General features: G+C 51.3%; 15 protein-coding genes. 13 read left to right on the forward strand and 2 right to left on the reverse strand.

What is annotated here, in order from left to right:
- Window positions 1–84 precede the first annotated feature (84 nt).
- On the forward strand, window positions 85–555 hold the full coding sequence (locus ACO08I_RS20875; protein WP_421946974.1) for a hypothetical protein: 471 nt from the start codon (window positions 85–87) through the stop codon (window positions 553–555).
- Window positions 542–1081 (forward strand): helix-turn-helix transcriptional regulator, encoded by a 540-nt coding sequence (locus ACO08I_RS20880; RefSeq protein ID WP_282782874.1) that lies wholly within the window; start codon window positions 542–544, stop codon window positions 1079–1081. The genes ACO08I_RS20875 and ACO08I_RS20880 overlap by 14 nt, the downstream gene beginning before the upstream one ends.
- Before the next feature lie 375 nt (window positions 1082–1456).
- Here the strand turns inward: ACO08I_RS20880 and ACO08I_RS20885 are convergent, their stop codons facing one another.
- Entirely contained in the window at window positions 1457–1639 is a 183-nt protein-coding gene (locus tag ACO08I_RS20885) for a T9SS type A sorting domain-containing protein (RefSeq protein WP_421946975.1), read from the reverse strand.
- Window positions 1588–3909 (reverse strand): DUF7594 domain-containing protein, encoded by a 2322-nt coding sequence (locus ACO08I_RS20890; RefSeq protein ID WP_421946976.1) that lies wholly within the window; start codon window positions 3907–3909, stop codon window positions 1588–1590. The genes ACO08I_RS20885 and ACO08I_RS20890 overlap by 52 nt, the downstream gene beginning before the upstream one ends.
- Window positions 3910–4047: 138 nt before the next feature.
- Here ACO08I_RS20890 and ACO08I_RS20895 point away from each other — a divergent pair, with 138 nt between their 5' ends.
- The 11 genes from ACO08I_RS20895 to nqrC all read left to right on the forward strand — a co-directional run bounded on the left by ACO08I_RS20895 (window position 4048) and on the right by nqrC (window position 17737).
- Window positions 4048–5370 (forward strand): alkaline phosphatase D family protein, encoded by a 1323-nt coding sequence (locus tag ACO08I_RS20895; protein ID WP_282782871.1) that lies wholly within the window; start codon window positions 4048–4050, stop codon window positions 5368–5370.
- A 91-nt stretch (window positions 5371–5461) separates the two neighbouring features.
- Window positions 5462–6652: an ATP-binding protein gene (locus ACO08I_RS20900; protein WP_421946977.1), complete on the forward strand. Its 1191-nt coding sequence runs from the start codon at window positions 5462–5464 to the stop codon at window positions 6650–6652.
- A 154-nt stretch (window positions 6653–6806) separates the two neighbouring features.
- Window positions 6807–7055, forward strand: a complete 249-nt coding sequence (locus tag ACO08I_RS20905; RefSeq protein ID WP_282782868.1) for a UPF0175 family protein — start codon at window positions 6807–6809, stop codon at window positions 7053–7055.
- Window positions 7056–7150: 95 nt separating this feature from the next.
- On the forward strand, window positions 7151–7912 hold the full coding sequence (locus tag ACO08I_RS20910) for a DUF6503 family protein (RefSeq protein WP_044216488.1): 762 nt from the start codon (window positions 7151–7153) through the stop codon (window positions 7910–7912).
- On the forward strand, window positions 7909–8910 hold the full coding sequence (locus ACO08I_RS20915; RefSeq protein WP_421946978.1) for a glycosyltransferase family 9 protein: 1002 nt from the start codon (window positions 7909–7911) through the stop codon (window positions 8908–8910). The genes ACO08I_RS20910 and ACO08I_RS20915 overlap by 4 nt, the downstream gene beginning before the upstream one ends.
- Window positions 8911–9159: 249 nt before the next feature.
- Complete coding sequence (locus ACO08I_RS20920) at window positions 9160–10308, forward strand: PorP/SprF family type IX secretion system membrane protein (protein WP_421946979.1); 1149 nt, start codon at window positions 9160–9162, stop codon at window positions 10306–10308.
- A gap of 190 nt (window positions 10309–10498) precedes the next feature.
- Window positions 10499–12967, forward strand: a complete 2469-nt coding sequence (locus tag ACO08I_RS20925; protein ID WP_044216481.1) for an OmpA family protein — start codon at window positions 10499–10501, stop codon at window positions 12965–12967.
- Window positions 12968–13049: 82 nt separating this feature from the next.
- Window positions 13050–13682, forward strand: coding sequence for a nicotinamide riboside transporter PnuC (gene pnuC, locus ACO08I_RS20930; RefSeq protein WP_421946980.1), 633 nt, complete (start codon window positions 13050–13052; stop codon window positions 13680–13682).
- A 265-nt stretch (window positions 13683–13947) separates the two neighbouring features.
- Window positions 13948–15603, forward strand: a complete 1656-nt coding sequence (locus ACO08I_RS20935) for a Na(+)-translocating NADH-quinone reductase subunit A (protein WP_052515728.1) — start codon at window positions 13948–13950, stop codon at window positions 15601–15603.
- Window positions 15604–15646: 43 nt separating this feature from the next.
- Window positions 15647–16972, forward strand: a complete 1326-nt coding sequence (locus ACO08I_RS20940) for an NADH:ubiquinone reductase (Na(+)-transporting) subunit B (RefSeq protein ID WP_282782860.1) — start codon at window positions 15647–15649, stop codon at window positions 16970–16972.
- A gap of 30 nt (window positions 16973–17002) precedes the next feature.
- Window positions 17003–17737 (forward strand): NADH:ubiquinone reductase (Na(+)-transporting) subunit C, encoded by a 735-nt coding sequence (nqrC, locus tag ACO08I_RS20945; RefSeq protein WP_282782858.1) that lies wholly within the window; start codon window positions 17003–17005, stop codon window positions 17735–17737.
- Window positions 17738–17772: the final 35 nt, after the last annotated feature.

Raw genomic sequence — 17772 nt, forward strand, 5'->3', positions numbered from 1 at the left:
ACTTCGCGGTTGTTTTATTTTGAAGGTTTTTACAAAAAAAATAAATGTTTTTTGTATTTTTAGTAAAACCAATGGTTTCTGGTAATGGTTTTAGTGAATGAAGAGACTAATGAACGCTACAAGGGCCTGATCGAAAAACTTAGTGAGGCAGAGGTAGAAAAGCTTAAAGGCAATAGTAACTTCACTTTTGCATGGAATGAGGAACAAGGTGCTCTGGTTTACAAATTGATGATCAAAGGGAAAAAGGAAATTTTAGGGCTGGTTTCGGTTGCTGATATCCGGGAAGAATTCAGATTGCACATTAATCTGCTCGAGGCCTCCAAAAAGCATAGAGGTAAAGGGATAAAAAATATTCCAGGTTGCCTGCTCGCATTCGTCTGTAGAGCCTCTTTCCGTAAGGGGTATGGAGGTTTTGTTTCATTGCTTCCTAAAACTTACCTGATTGATTATTATCAGAAAAATTATGGGTTTGTACAGGTGGGCAGGCAGCTTGCAATCTTTGGAAACAATTCAAAAGTATTGGTAGGAAAATTCTTGGAAGATGAAGAAGTATGAGCGATTATTCAAAGAACTCAGCAAGCAATATTCCGTTGAAGAGATTGCGGGTTCGATGTTGATTCCGGAGGATTTGACAGAGGCGGAAAGGAAGGAAGCCAACGAGCAGCTGAAAATGTTCCGGTTGAAAATGATGCAGGAACAAACTGAAACAGACCGAATATTCTCTGATCTCATGCGGCTGAAAATCCTGATGGAGGATTATATTCGAGACGCTCCCTTCTCTGAGCAAAAATCATTTGGTAAGCATCTGGAAGAGTATGCACGGATTTTGAAGTTGACAAAGAAAAGATTAGCAGAAGATTTAGCCATTCATTATACAAGATTAAGCAGAATAATCAATGGCCACGAGGAACCTAATATCGAATTAGCCTATCGTTTAGAAAAACATAGTGGGGGGCTCATATCAGCTTTGGAATGGTGGCGTTTAGTCGTCAAAAAACAGGAGTACACCATTAAAATTGATGATGAGACGAGAGTGAATGAAGGGGCAAAAGTTAAAAACCCAATGAGCTTTGCGGGCTAAGACTATGTTTGGAGCTTGATCCTATTGCAAACCAAGGACTTATGAACCCCACAGAAATGCGGGGCAGGCTCTGGTGTCATCTTTTTTAGCTTGTTTGGCCCTGACGATAAATGTCTGGATGTAAACACCCGCCAAACGCGCAAAAAAAGATTTAGCCAGAACCACAACTCCTTGTTTTTTATGACGAACCCACTCCAAACATAGTCTAAGCTATGGTAACTGTGCGTTGATCTGGCGATTACGCCCCTCGATTCAGGCAGCAATTTTGAAACTGCCGCCTGAAAAGGGCCTTCAAAGCCGCCTGTCAGGCCGCCCCCGTATAGCTATCGGGGCCACAGTCGCGGCCTGACTTGAAATTCCCCACAGCCTTCATGATTAAAGTTTAATAAACTTCTGAGTTTCCCGGCCCACCCTTAACAGGTAAATGCCATTAGGCAAATCCGCCACAGGAAGGTGTAAATCAGATACGCCCTGATCTTTTACTACCGTTAGGACCCGTTCGCCAGTCAGGCGGAAAACCTGTACCTCGACAGCCGGTGACGGGGCATCAAAGAACACCCGCAGCTGGTTCCGGACCGGGTTAGGGAGAGCATGAAACCGTGTTGCGGGCTTGGCACTTCCTCAAAATCATCCTTTGTATGCACAGGTGTCTCCGCACAGTAGTCGATGGCGGGCGTCCCGCCGGGCGCAAGGTTATACGCCAGGTGTGGCTCGTCAGTTTGGCCGCTTTCTTCCTTTGCGGAATAGGCATGAAGGGTCGCCCCTTCAAAGAATGAGGTAAGGCGTAAGCTGAGTAGTCCATCGCCGGCGATTTCGGTATTCACCAGGTCGGTAATGTCGTATTCGACCCAGGCACCGTGGGGTGGGACCGGCATGGTATCGATGAAGGCCCCTGCTGCCGGTTGGTTATTGTAGGTAATCGTCCCTTCGGTCCAGCTGTCGTCGGGTACATAATGCAGGGCATCCAGGGTGGGCCCCGGCGCATCATTCGCTACATTGAGCCGCAGCCTTACGTCGTAGATGGGCGCGGTCAGGCTGCTCAGGTCGAACTTGAGGAAGGTGCGCCGGTCATTCCTGTGCCCCTCTCCGTTGTTTTTGATGACGAGGTAGTCTTCCGCCCCAAAATTCGTATCGGAATGCTGATCTCCCCGAACGTAGGCATCCTCGCTGATGTAGAGGGCTGCATCGTAGTCCGGCTGTTCGAACCCACCGCCACCGGCCCAGTTTTCGAGCATGGCATAGAGGTCGCCGTTGCGTTGCGCGGGGGTGGTAATGTTTTCCACAGCCTCTGTTCCCAGCCGGTCTTCGAGTTGTTGCAGGTACAGGCTTCTGGGCAGCACCGGGTTGTTCCAATGTTCCCAGTACCCATCCCCGCTTTGTTCGAGGCCCCGGCAGCCTATACCCCAGTTTTTGCCACCGGGCGGGCTTTCCACCTTCACTTCTTCGGTGTAGGAAAGGACATTCCAGAACATCGTGGTATTCCCCGCCCAGCCATGGCCAGTGCCGGAGGTGCCCCGGTTTTGCACGCGTATGGCACCGCCCCGGACATTATCAAACAGCAGCCCGGTAGCCCAGCGGTGGTGCGGCCCAATATCGCTATAGGTCTCGGTGCTGTAGTTGTCCAGGAATACGTTAGGGCCAGTCACCCGGGAGCCGGTCACAAAATCATGCCGCCCCTGCATGGTGTAGTTGCGCTGGAACAGATTTCCCAGCCCGTCGCCGATGTTGAAAGCGTACCGCCGCCCACCGCTGATTTCCGACCTGGGGTCTATACAGGCACAATCCTGAATGGTATTGAAGTTGGATTCGCTGGTTATTGAGACGGTACCGTAGCCCAAAAACTGCCCGGTAACATTTTTGACCCAGGAATCGGTTACCCGCTCGAGCTTTACCCCAATCCAGGCATGGTCCTCATCGTAGGGGTTGTCGGGCGCATAGTAAGACCGTATTCTCAGGTTTTCCACTCCACACTGCCTGATGCGCCCCGGCACGGAGGCTTTGTAGATTTCTCCGCCCCCGTACTGTTCTTCAATCACATCAACGATAGGGATATTAATGGTAAGGGTATTTCCGGTAATCCCGGTGATGACCCGCTCGTGGAAAATCGAGTAGGAGGAGGTCGTCCAGCCAATTTCTTCCATACCGATGTCTTCGATCCAGAATGGGTTGGGCGTTCGCCTTAGGGCAATGGTGTCGCCCACAGCATAAGCCGAGGCATCCTCGACTTCAAAATGGTAAGCCCCCAGGGGTACATACGGAGTGGTAATGTCCTGACGGGTGGCACTAATCCGGTCAAAGCCGCTGCCCGTGCCCCGGATGGTGATGAAATCGTGCTGTACGGGCAAATTGGCGTGCAAAACGGTGCCGTCCAGGCCTTGCCCCTCTCCACGGAGCACGACGCCGCTCTCCTCAATAAACAATTGATCTACCTCATAGCAGCCCGACAGCAGGAGGACCGCACCCCGAAAACCATTACTGTCCGGCTCCATGGCCTCCACCTCATCAATGGCGCCCTGAATAGCTTGTGTATCATCGTCTTCGCCCGAGGGCGACAGGGTAATGACCACCGGGACCTCAGGCAGGGCCACACCACCCCCCTTGTAGCCGGCATGAGAAAAGTCCGGGATAATATTCACCGCATCGGTTTGCCCCTCCATCGTAAAGGGAGTGTAACTCAGGGCATCACCGTCCAGCCAAACCAGGCCGGAGGATTGGGCAGTGCCAACGGCGGGCAGGCTCATAAGCCCCACGAGAAGGAGTAAAGTGCAGGAATTGGAAATAAAACGGAATTGCGCGGTTTGTGGCAAGCCAGGGTCTATACTTTTCATTGTGCCTATTTGTTGATGTTGAAATACAGGGCTATAAATATAGTCAAAACCTAGGTAACCACGAGCGGCATGGCTTCCTTCTTGCAGGAATTAACACCCCATTTACCTGCAATCTGCTATTTTTGCGCAAAAAGAAAAATGAAGAATACACTCCTTGCCATTTTCCTGCTGCTGAGCACCGCCCTGACCGCCCTTGCGCAGGCGGAGCTGCTTCAATCCGGCCCCATGCTGGGCTATAATGAAATGAAGGAAGTCCTGCTTTGGGTACAGACCACCGAAGCGGCAGAGGTGCAATTTGACTACTGGCCTGCGGAAGATGCCAAAGACCGGCACAATACCGCTACTTATCAAACCAACGCTGCCGAAGCCTTCACCGCCCGCCTCATTGCTGATGAGGTAGAGCCGGGGATAGACTACGAGTACGAGCTAAAAATCAATGGCAAGACGGTGCGCCGCCCTTACCCGCTCACCTTTTCTGCCCAACCACTGTGGCAGTACCGCACTGACCCGCCTGCCTTTGATGTGGCTATAGGCAGCTGCTTTTACGTCAATGAACCACGCTACGACCGGCCAGGCAATGGCTACGGAGGCGACTATGAGATTTTCGAGGCCATCCACGAGAAGCGCCCGGATGCCATGGTGTGGCTGGGCGACAACACCTATCTGCGGGAAGCAGACTGGTACACCATGACCGGCATTTTCCACCGGCATACCCATACCCGCAGCCTGCCTGAGCTGCAGCCCCTGCTGGCGTCTACGCATCATTATGCCATTTGGGATGACCACGACTTTGGGCCTAATGATTCTGACCGCAGCTTTATCCACAAAGACAAAACCCTGGAGGCCTTCAAGCTATTTTGGGGCAATCCTTCCTACGGGCTGCCGGACACGGACGGCGGTATCACCTCCTACTTTCAGTACCACGATATGGACTTCTTTCTGCTGGACGACCGCTACTTCCGAAGCCCGAATTACCGTAAGTCCGGCAAGGCCACCATCATGGGGGAGGAGCAACTGGAATGGCTGATCGACGCTCTGGCGAAAAGCCGTGCGCCCTTCAAGCTGGTTTGCATTGGCGGGCAGGTGCTGAATACCGCTGCCGTGCACGAGAACTACAGCCATCATCATGCTGAAGAACGCGCCTACCTGCTGCGCCGCATTGCAGAAGAAGGCATCCGTAACGTGGTCTTCCTGACCGGCGACCGTCATCATACGGAAATGAGCCAATACCGCAACAGCGCCGGCTACCGAGTGGCGGATATCACGGTCTCTCCCCTGACCTCCGGAGCAGCCCGCAATGTGGAAGAGGAAAACAAACTCCGCGTGGAAGGCACCCTGGTGACCGAGCGCAACTTTGGCATCCTGCGCTTCGAAGGCCCCCGCAAGGAGCGCAAGCTGACGATCACTGTGTATAATACGGCCGGCGAGGAGCTGTGGTCGCAGGAGCTGGAGTCAGAATAGGGCTTGGAGGGGCTGTTGAGTCGTTAAAATGCGCAAAAGTGCTGAAATGAAACAGCACTTTTGTGTATTTTTGCTGTATTAAAACAGCAAAATGGACAGACTTAGAGAAAAATCAGATCGATTACTGGGTAGTGTACAGCTGGACTTTCAGCGGGACTTGCTTCGCGAAATCAAATGGGATTGGCGTTTGATTTCACTGCTTGGTGCAAGAGGTGTGGGGAAGACCACCCTGCTTTTGCAGCGTATGAAGATGGCGCACGGTATGGACCGAACGGCCCTTTATGCTACCCTGGATGATATTTACTTCACAGACAACCGGCTGACCGACCTGGCGGATGCCTTTTTTAAGACAGGCGGGCGGGTATTGTACCTGGATGAGGTACACAAATACCCCTCATGGGCGCGGGAAATTAAGAACCTGTACGATACTTATCCGGAGCTGCGTATCGTATTTACCGGTTCCTCTATCGTGGAATTGTTGAAACAGGAGGTGGACCTCAGCCGCCGCGCTCTGCTTTATGAGTTGCATGGCTTGTCCTTTCGCGAGTATTTGCAGCTAAAGGCAGGCGAAAAGTACGGGATTATTGACCTGAAGGATTTGTTGCAGCATCACCGTGAGCTGGCTGCTGAGATCGTAAAGCGCACACCACCCTTTGAATATTTTGGGGGATATCTGGAGTATGGTTATTATCCATTCTTTCTGGAAGGGGAGGCCTTTTATAAGGAAAGGCTGGAGCAGTCTGTTAGGCTTGTCATCGAAAGCGACCTTGATTTCATACCCGGCTACGACCCCCGGAATGCCCGGAAGATTTATCAGTTGTTTTACATTTTGGCATCCAATGTGCCATTCAAGCCCAACGTTTCTAAGTTGAGCGATAAAATAGGCGTGCACCGTAATACGCTGGTGCAATACCTGCATCATTTGCAAAGAGCCCGCCTTATTAATACGCTTTATCCTGCCGGACACAGCATCAGTACCCTGCAGAAGCCGGAAAAAATATTCCTGCAAAATACGAACATAGCCTACGCTATTGCACCGCAGGTGGATCAGGGTAGCTTGCGCGAAACTTTTCTCTTTACCCAGCTTCAGGGCAGGCATCATTTGTCTTTGCCTAAGCGCGGGGATTTCCTCATAGACGATACGGTGACCCTGGAAGTGGGCGGCGCTGGAAAAAAGAAGTCGCAGATCCGGGAGGTCCCAAATGCTTACCTGGCGCTCGATGGCATTGAAACCGGAGAGGATAGCCGCATACCGCTATGGCTGTTTGGGTTTTGCCGGTGATGGGTGCCTGGTCAGCGGTAGTGACGTGTTTTAAGTCAGGCGGCGACTTTGGAGTCGCGACCTGACAGGGGCATAAGAAGATGGTGAGCAGCGCTACGAAGCTGGGAACCAAACGGTAAAGGGTACTGTTTTCATATTAGTAAAATATTAGCTTATGAGCATCGTAATTTCAGATGAATTGCTTAGAGCCGCTGCATATACTGAGCAAGACTTCCGTATTGAACTGGCTGTGCATTTGTACGACCTTGAAAGGCTAAGTATGGGACAAGCCCGAAATTTTGCCGGGCTGGATCAAATAAGTTTTCAGCGCGAGCTGGCTAGAAGAGGGGTGTATATCAAGTACGGTGAGGAACAATTGGAAGAGGATCTCAAGGCTATTGAGGAGATGAAACAGCTACGGTAAATCGAAAACTCCTACCCATCTCAAAAAATTATCGAAGGGCAATAATACTTCCACGGTTTCACGGTGTTCTTTTCCCTGAACCCAAGCCCTTTACTATGCGACTAATCTGGCTATACTTTTTTTTGTTTTTGGGAATAGCAGGCTGTAGCCCCACGCCCAATCAGCCTGATGCCAATGATGCTCCCAACCCCACCACCCTCATCAACCAAGCCCGCACCGCTCACGGCAGCAGTAGGGTGGACAGCAGCACCATCACCTTTGATTTCCGGGGGCGGCATTACGTCAGTCAGCGCTCCGGCGGTCGCTTTCAGTACGAACGGCAGTGGGCCGATACCACCGGCACCGCCTACCGGGATGTGCTCACCAACGATGGGCTATACCGGGAAATCAACGGCGAACGGGTGCCGCTTTCTGCCAAAGACAGCGCTGCTTACGCGGGCTCGGTCAACTCTGTGCTTTACTTCGCGCTGTTGCCCTATGCGCTGAACGACCCGGCCGTGCAAACTGAATACCTGGGCACGGCAACCCTCAAGAACGAGCCTTACCACAAAATCAGAGTCACTTTCCGGGCCGAAGGGGGAGGCGAAGATTATCAGGATGAGTACATTTATTGGTTTCACCGCGACCGGCATACAATGGACTACCTCGCCTACAACTATCAGGTGAATGGAGGGGGTGCCCGTTTCCGGGAAGCCTACAATATCCGCATGGTGGAAGGGCTGCGTGTTGCCGACTACCGCAACTACAAACCGGTGCCCCACAGCATGGAGGTCGCCGTGTTTGACTCCCTGTTTGAGGCCGGGCAAATGGAACAGGTTTCCCTGATCGAAACGGAAAACCTAACTTTGTCCCGATGAAAGTACTGATCGTCCGTTTTTCTTCCATTGGGGATATTGTGCTGACCACGCCGGTGATACGGGCGGTGAAGCAGCAGCTGAATGCCGAGGTGCATTACCTGACCAAGCGTTCCTTCCGGGGTATACTGGCGCACAACCCGTATGTGGACAAGGTTTACACCATTGATAAAAAGGTGAGCGAGGTCAAAGCAGAACTACAGGCCGAAAACTACGACTATGTCCTCGACCTTCACAACAACCTTCGCAGCCGGCAGGTCAAATGGGCACTCCGGGCCAAAGCCTACACATTCGATAAAATCAATCTGGAAAAGTGGCTGATTGTCAACCTGAAGGTCGACCGCCTTCCGGACACGCATATCGTACACCGTTACATGGCTACAGCGGCGCCTCTGGGGGCGGCCTACGATGGTCAGGGCTTGGATTATTTCATACCGGAGGAAGACGAAGTGGCAATGGGCGCACTGCTTTCCACCAACGTCCTGGGGCCGGTAGCTGATGCCCCGGCTTACACCGCTCTTGTCATTGGCGCTGCCCATAACACCAAGCGGCTGCCCACTCATCGGCTCATTGAGCTTTGTCAAATGCTCACCGGGCCGGTCGTTTTGCTCGGCGGCCCGGCTGAGGCTGAGGAGGGGCAGGCCATAGCGGATGCCGGTGGCGGGCACGTGCTCAACACTTGCGGCAAATTTAACCTTAACCAATCCGCCTCGGTGGTCCGGCAAGCCAGCCGGGTCATTACCCACGACACCGGCCTGATGCACATTGCTGCGGCTTTTCGCAAGCCCATTGTTTCGATTTGGGGCAACACCATCCCCGAATTTGGGATGTACCCGTTTTTCCCGGAAGGGGAGGGGCGCAACACCACCGTACAGGTGGAAGGCCTAAAGTGCCGCCCCTGCTCCAAAATCGGCTATCAGCGCTGCCCCAAAGGGCACTTCCGCTGTATGGAAGACCTTCCGCTACAGGCGGTACAGGCAGGTTTGGAAAAAATGGCCTAATGTCTGGCATCCGGTCAAATCCATGCGGGCCAGGAGCTAAGTAACGCTACTTAACACCTATCTTGCCGGGGATTTTATCAATTTGTTCCAGAAATCAATTATCTTTCGGTCTTTGAGTGCAAGTTTGTACTGCTCATCAGGCAGCACAGGCGGGCACAGGGCCTCAAAATTGACCAAAAAACGGGCTCCGTATTCCCAGATGCTGAAGGTACACCCGATGGTGCGACGTTCTAAAAACACTAATACTCTATGAAGCTAGTCAGAACTCTACACTTCTTACTATTCTTTGCCGTTCTCGGAAGTTTGCAAGCACAAGACCTACACTATACCTTATTTAATATGTCTCCGTTGTCGCTCAACCCGGCGAATACCGGTGCCTTTCTGGGCACAGTGCGTGTGGGTGGCATCTACCGCGGGCAGTGGTGGGCTGTCGGCGACCGGGGGTACAACACGCCTGGTGGTTATGTTGACGCTCCCATCATTCGGGGGTTCCGTGATCAGGACTGGGTGGGCGTAGGCGCCTATATTTTGCAGGACCGTTCCGGCTCAATCCGCTTCACGACCCGCTCCAATGGTTTGTCTGGTGCATATCACCTGGGACTGGATAAGAAAGGAGAGTCTGTGCTGACGCTGGGCGTGCAGATTGGGAGCATTACGCGGAGCTTGCGGTCCAGTGATATTTTTTTAGGGTCTAGTTGGGATGCAGCCAATGGTACTTTTGCAGAGTACGGTTCCACCATGGAGGCGCAGGATCCTGCAATCGGCTCGGGCGGCACTGGCAGTAGCGGTGGAGGTGGTAATATGAATGCCAGCGATAACGACATATCCAATTCTTACCTCGATATCCGCGCAGGCTTGCTGTTCAAGCAGAAGATTGATGATTTTGATAACTTCGAAGCAGGGGTCGCCTTTGGGCACCTCAATGTGCCAAATTATACCTTCGGTGCTGCCGGCGGCGGTGGCACGGGACCTTTCCCTAATCCCACTCCTGGCAACAACAGTACCGAAAGCAGCGACCGCCAGCCTATGCTGATTACCACTCACGCCCGGTATGAATGGGCTTTGAATAATAAATGGTCCGCAGCCCCTACCGTAATGTGGCAAACGATGCGCGGGCAGCATGAAGTGAATCTGCAGGCCTGGGCAGGGTATGACCTTAAGCCGGAGGACCAGATCAAAGTCCACATGGGCTTAGGCTACCGGGTCGGTGATGCTGCGAAAATCCTCGCCGGGCTGGACTACAAAGACCTGCGGGTCGCTGCTGCATTTGACCTGAACGTGTCTGCATACCGTACTGCGACAGACTTTCAGGGCGCATTTGAAATTGCAGCCTTCTACATCTTCAAGATTTACAAAGAACCGGAAATCAAGCCGGCGATCCTCTGCCCGAAATTCTAATATACGCTTGACAAAGTGGTTTGCGACATCGTAGCAGGCTACTTTCCAGCGTTTATGCCGACATCAAGTCGGTTTGCGGTGGCAAACTACTTTATCGTCGGTATATCATTTAACGTTTTATTAAAAAAGCTGCAACCGGCTTTAGCGTTTACCAAACAAAAAGCAATTGGACAAACTATCCGGAAAGTCTATGAAAAACGCATATTTAATTCTCGGGCTGATTCTTTTTTCTGGCCTTCAAGTGCTGCAGGCCCAGCCCCTGACCAAATCATCTGTAGAACAGAACCTCATCGCAGCCCGCAAGTCCTGGGCGAACCTGGACTACGTGAATGCGCTGGAATACTACGAGGATGCCTATGAGGACAGTGATGAGCGTGCACTGATTGATACGATTGCCATCCTGCAGTTCAAGGTGCGCGACTACCGCTCGGCAGAGCGTTGGTTCAGCCGTTTGCTGCGCCGTGACAAGGAAGAGGAATTCACTAAGTACCGCTATACCTACGGGCAGTTGCTGAAGATGAACGAAAAATATACAGAAGCAATTGAGGAATTTCAGCTGTTCCTCGCATCTAATCCCGGAGATAGCCTGGAAACTCTGGCAAAGAACGAAATCTCCGGCGCTGAGCTGGCCCTGGAGCTTCCCCAAAATCTCAAAGGCGTGACGGTGGAAAATGCGGGCCGTGACCTTAACGACAAGGTGTCTGAATACACGCCAACCCTAAGCAGCAATGGTAAGGAAATTTACTTCGCCACTTTTGATGCAGATGATGTCATCTACGTGGATGAGGAGAACATGGAAGAGACCTACGCCATGATTTACCGCTCTACCCTGGATGATACCGATTGGTCGAAGCCTCAGGAACTGGGTGGCGAAATCAACCGCCCCGGTTTCCACAACAGCAACGTACGCCTGTCCCCGGACGGCAGCACCATGTACTTCACCCGTGCCAAGCTGCAGGGCAACACCGTCTCCGAAAGTAAAATCTACTTTAGCAAAGGCGGAGGCGACTCCTGGTCAGGCGCACAGGAACTGAAAGGTGTGAACGGCGATTACATTGCAAAGCACCCTACACCGGGAGAACTTTACGGCAAGCGTGTCCTTTTCTTCGCTTCGGATATGGAAGGCGGCTACGGTGGCTTTGACCTGTACTACGCTACCCTCATTGGCGAAGGCGAATACAGCGCCCCGGTCAACATGGGGGATGTCATCAATACTCCTGGCGATGAAGAAACACCTTACTACCGGGAAGGGACCCTCTACTTTGCCTCCACCGGCCACCCTGGCCTGGGCGGATTTGATCATTTCTACTCCACATGGGATGGGGAGAAGTGGAGCCCGGTCCTGAATATGGGCCGTGGCTATAACACGAGCGTAGATGACTATGGCTTCACGCTGGATGAAGAAGGCTACTTTGGTGTACTGACCTCCAACCGTGCCGGCGGACGTTCCGCTTATGGCCGTACCTGCTGTGACGATATCTACACGGTAAATATTGCCCGTATTGTGGTCGACCTGATGGTTGGCACATTTACGGCGGATAAAAAACCGCTGACAAGTAGCACCGTCTACCTGGTCCCCACGACAAACGATAAGATGGGCACCCCAAATGCTCAAAACTCCGGCGATAAAAGTAACGTCGTAGGTTTTGACCTGGCTTTGGAGACCCCCTATATGCTGATCGGCACCCACCCTGATTACTATCCGGATACGGTGACGCTGAATACGGTTGGCGTTAAAGAATCCACTTCACTGGAGCACCGCTTCTACCTGGAGCCTAAGCCTGTGCCTCCGCCGGAGCCTGAATTCGACACACTCGATATCAATGAGCCCATTGTTTTGGAGAACATTCTGTACGACTTTGATAGTGACCGGATTCGGGAGGAGGCGGAAAGCGACCTGCGCGCTGTTCTTGAAATTCTGAATGACTATCCGGAAATGGTCATTGAGCTGAGTTCTCATACAGACAGTCAGGGGGGCGACGATTACAACAAAGACCTTTCCCAGCGCCGTGCTGAATCTGCCCGCCGCTGGCTGGTCCGTGAAGGGATAGACCGCGACCGTATCGTGGCCAAAGGCTATGGCGAGAGCCAACCGCAAACCGTTAACGCACGAGCCGCTGCCTTAGCAGATTTCCTGAACGAAGGGGATGTGCTGACTCCGGAGTTCATTGATGCTTTGGAAACCCAAGAGCAAAAGGAAAGAGCGTATGAATTAAACCGTCGTACCGAGTTTAAAATTCTGGAAGGCCCGACCTTCATTACAATTAAGCGGATACAGAAGAAAGAAACTACCAAGGAAGCACCGGACCGCGGCAGTTTGCCTGGCGGCAAGCCTGAGATGAAGTTTGTGAAGGAGTTTGTGGATTTCGGTCAGGTACGCAAAGGCGAGCAAAAAGAGTACACTTTTGTATTCTACAACGCTGGTGATGCGCCTTTTACTATTGATCTGATCTCTGCCTGCGACTGCACCAAAGTGGTCAATGACCTCACTGGTGAAACCTTTGAGCCTGGTGAGAAAGGCCGGCTCGAGATCATTTTTGATAGCTCGGAAAAAGACGAATCTGAAGTCATCGATATTGATATTTTCCTGGCGGAGTCTGATGAAAACGGCACTCCCCTCATGAAGACCGTTCAATATAAGTTTGAGCTGGTGAAATAAAAGTAACGCAACAAGCTTTTGCTTTAAGAGTGGCAGGTACCCGATGGTGTGGTGCCTGCCACTTTTATTTTACCTTTGTGGGATGATGCAAGACATAATGAAGGAAGCAGGCGTACTGAGCTGGGTAGACTGGGCAGCGACTATAACAGCCCTCTTCTATATCGTATTGGCCGCACGGGAGAAGGTTTGGTGCTGGTTTTGGGGCATCATCAGCTGTAGCTTGTGGGCGTATGCATCCTATGCTTTTTACGAGCTTTACCTGGATGCCATTTTGCAGGTATTCTACGTTGTTATGGGTTTTGTCGGGATTTACAACTGGCGTTACGGAGGCGAGGGGAGCACAAAGGCCCCCATTCTGCGCTTATCCTGGAAGGAGCATCTGCCATATCTGGCAGGCGGGACTCTGCTCTCGATTGCTTTTGGTTACTTCTTTGATCAGTATACCCCTGCCGCAGCGACATACTGGGACGCCTTTACCACGGTGTTTTCGATACTTGCCACTCTATTGCTCGTTCAGCGTTACCTCGACAATTGGGCATATTGGGTGGTGATCGACACCATATATATAGGATTGTATTTCAGCCGGGAAGCCTATTTGTTTAGTCTGCTGATGGTTGTTTATACGGCAATCGCTGTTGTAGCCTGGGCAAGCTGGCAAAAATCCTGGGAGAAACAGCACAGCCATGAACAAATCGAAAACTCGATAAGTCTATAGGGCAAAAGATTTAGTGTTTTTGATCACACAGGAAGATATGTGGCTCTTGCTGGCAGAAAGACTGCTGCGAGTCAATTTGTAACCTGTTGATAATAAAGGGGATAGCTAATTTATTTAGAACAAATCTAAATAATTGCCTTAAATAAACTAAAGCAAATGTCAGCTTCTTCTTTATGGTAAAAGGTTCCTATATTTGCGGTGTTTTTGAAAAGCCTGTAAGTAATTTTAGGGTAGAAAAAACTACCTCATTAATGAATAAATAAGAATGAAACAAACAGTAAGCAAAGGCATTCTGCTCATTCTGGCGATGGGCGCCTACACAACTAGCTGGGCGCAGGCAGGGTCCGGAGGTAATGGATTTGGTTCCGTGCTGACCTATTCCCTGATCGCTATCGCTGTGCTGATTTTCTTCTTCCTCATCATTCAGGTGTCCAACAACTTGCTGGCTATTGAAGCCAAGCAGCTGGGCATTGACGAGGATAGCGGTGAAGTTGGTACTGGAAATGATGGTTTCCTTGGCCGCTTGTTTAAGCCTAAAAAGCCTGCCTTCCTGGACGAAGATACTCCGGTGACGTACCTGCGCCGTGGTCATGACATCGCGCTGGAAGGTGAAGCTGAGCTTAAGCTTGACGAATCTGTACAAGCGATGACTTTCGCTGTGCAGCCTACCAACTTTCTGGGTATCTCTCCAATTCCTAAAATGGTAGTGGAAGAAGGTGCAGAGGTTAAGGCAGGCGATCACTTGTTTTTCGATAAGAACCGCCCCGAAATGAAGTGGGTGGCACCGGTCAGCGGTGAGGTGATTGCTATTGAGCGTGGCGCCAAGCGTGCCATTACTGCAGTGACTATTCTTGCAGACAAGGAGCAGCAGTACCGGGAGCTGTCTGCTTTTGATCTGGACAACAGCAACCGTGATCAGCTGGTAGAGTATCTGCTGGATGCGGGTGCCTGGACGCTCTTCCGTCAGCGCCCGTTCAATGTGGTTGCGGATTACAACGAGGTGCCCCGGGATATTTACATCTCGACTTTTGATACGGCTCCGCTTGCGCCGAATCTCGACTTTATTGTTGAGGGGCAGGAAGCTGCTTTTCAGAAGGGTCTTGATGTATTGGCTAAGCTGACGAGCGGAAGTGTCTATCTCGGCCTGAATGCAGGCGGTGATACTGCTCCTGCCAAAGCTTTTACAGAAGCCAGAGGCGTGAAGCAACGCTGGTTCCATGGTAAGCACCCTGCCGGTAACGTAGGTGTGCAAATCCACCACACCAAGCCGATCAGCCTTAGTGCTAAGGTTTGGACGCTGGGTGTACAGGAGGTGCTCACGCTGGGCAAAATCTTCACTGAGCAACGTTACAACGCAGAACGCGTGGTGGCGCTGACTGGGGCAGAGCTTAAAAAGCCGCTTTACGTCAAGACTAAAGTGGGTGCCAAAATTGAAGACCTGCTGAAGGATAACCTGGCGAACGACCATGTGCGTTTTATCTCCGGTGATGTGCTTTCTGGTAAGCGCAAGGAACTCAACGGTTTCCTCGATTTCTATGATGACCAAATCACGGTCGTGGAAGAGGGAGATGACTACGCTCTCTTCGGTTGGTTGCTGCCGAGTTTCAATACGCCAAGTATTTCCACTACTTTCCCATCGGCACTGGTGCCGGATATGAAGTTCAAGGCGGAGACCAACACCCACGGTGAGCGCCGCGCCTTTGTAGTAACCGGTAATTACGAGAGTGTATTGCCAATGGACCTTTACCCTCAGGAGCTCATGAAGTCGATTCTCATCGGTGACTTTGAGAAGATGGAAGGTCTGGGGCTGCCTGAACTCGTGGAAGAGGATGTAGCGCTTTGTGAGTTTGTTTGTGTATCCAAGCAGCCGGTGCAGCAGATTCTGCGTCAGGGGCTGGACACTATGCGCGAGCAAGCCTAAGCATTAGTTAAACTTGAATTGAAAATCTCACGATAATAGAGATATGAAAAACGCATTATTAAAAGCACTTAAGCAAATCGAGCCGGACAAGGAAAAGTCTCCACTTTTACACACGGTTTATGACGGCTTCTTCACTTTTGCCTTTACGCCCAACTTTACAACAAAGGACGGGGTACACATCCGCGATGGTATGGACCTGAAGCGGCAGATGGTTCACGTTGTACTGGCATTGCAGGTGCTCTACCTGTTTGGCACGTACAATATCGGGCATCAGCACTTTGTGGCACTGGGTGAGTACACCGGCTTCCTGCAGGGCGTTCACCTCAAGCTGATCTACGGTTTGATCAAGATCATCCCGATCTTCGTAGTGACGCACGTAGTAGGCCTGGGTATTGAATTCTATTATGCCTACAAGAAAGGGCACGGTATTGAAGAGGGTTTCCTCGTCTCCGGTGCACTGATTCCGCTCATTATGCCACCGGATATTCCACTGTGGATCCTGGCAGTATCCGTAGCTTTTGCCGTATGGATTGGCAAAGAAGCTTTCGGTGGTACGGGTATGAATATTCTCAACATAGCCCTGCTGGCGCGTGTATTCGTCTTTTTCGCTTACCCAACCTACATCTCAGGTGATGAGGTGTGGATTGCAGGTATCGAGAAGGCTGCCGAAGGCGGTTACTTCGGTCAGGCCTACGGTGCAGTGTATGGCTTTTTTGACAACATCTTCGCAAGCCTCGGGCTCGCCACCTTTGGTGCCGGAGGTTCAGCTGTAGTGGATGGCTACACGGGGGCAACGCCACTGGCTATTGCCTCTAAAGAAGGCTGGGATGCTGTAACACAGACCTATACGACTGGGCAAATGCTCTGGGGTACGATCCCGGGTTCTATTGGCGAAAGCTCTAAGCCGCTTATTATCGTGGGAGCGCTGTTCCTGATCATTACCAAAATTGCAGACTGGAAGATCATGGTTTCTATGGTTTTTGGCGCAGCGGTAATGGCGTTATTGCTCAACGCATGGGGTGCAACCGAATTTATGGAAGTCCCCTGGTACTATCAGTTCTACATGGGCAGCTTCCTGTTTGCTATGGCTTTTATGGCAACTGATCCGGTTACGGCTTCGTCTACAGCGACAGGCAAGTGGATTTACGGTTTTCTCATCGGTTTTGTGGGTATGATCGTACGTGTGCTCAACCCGGCTTACCCGGAAGGATGGATGCTGGCGATTCTGTTCATGAATGTCTTTGCACCACTGATTGACCACTATGTACTGCAGGCCAATATCAACCGCCGTGCAAAACGAATCAAAGCCACAATGAAGTCAGAAACACCAGATGCGCCGGCACCCGCAACAGCTCCGGCACAAGCCTAATGTTTCCATAAATCAAAAGAATAAGTACTCATGGAGTCAACAAAATATGTAGTCATATTCATCCTCATTCTTACCGCAGCTGTAGCAGTCAGTCTCACCGGTCTTCGGGAGGCAACCAAAGAGCAGTCTGCCACGAATGAAGATATTTTTAACAAGCGTGCTATCCTGACCGCCGTACAGGATTATCTCCCCAACGGACAAAAAGTAGCAGACCTGACTGATGAGCAGGTACTGGAGCTTTTTGCTCAGATGAATCAGCCGGTGGTAGATATGGAAGGCAACATCATCGAGGGCGTAAAAGCCGAAAGTATCGATATGGCTAAAGAACGTAAAAAGCCGGAAGCGGAACGCCGCCTGCCTGTTTACGTTTACGAGCAGGATGGGCAGAAGTTCTATATCCTTTCGGTTCGCGGCAATGGGCTATGGGACGAAATCTGGGGAAGTGTTGCCCTGAAGAGCGACCTGAATACCATTGCAGGAGCTACCTTCGACCATAAGGGTGAAACGCCTGGCCTGGGTGCGGAAATTAAAGACAACCCTTCGTTTGCTAAGCAATTTGAGGGCAAGGAAATTTACGAATCAGATGGAGACTATGTTTCTATCAAAGTGCGTAAAGGTGGTGCACGTGACCCTAAGCACGAAGTAGATGGCATCTCCGGTGCTACGGTTACTGCGGATGGCGTGAGTGAAATGCTCTACCGTGGCCTGCAGTACTATCAGCCTTACATAGATAAGGTAAAGCAACAGAGCTTCCTGCTCAATTAACTAAAATCTAAACCGGTGGGCTGTTGCTCACCGCC

This window comes from Phaeodactylibacter xiamenensis, assembly GCF_965229835.1.
Lineage (GTDB): Bacteria > Bacteroidota > Bacteroidia > Chitinophagales > Saprospiraceae > Phaeodactylibacter > Phaeodactylibacter xiamenensis.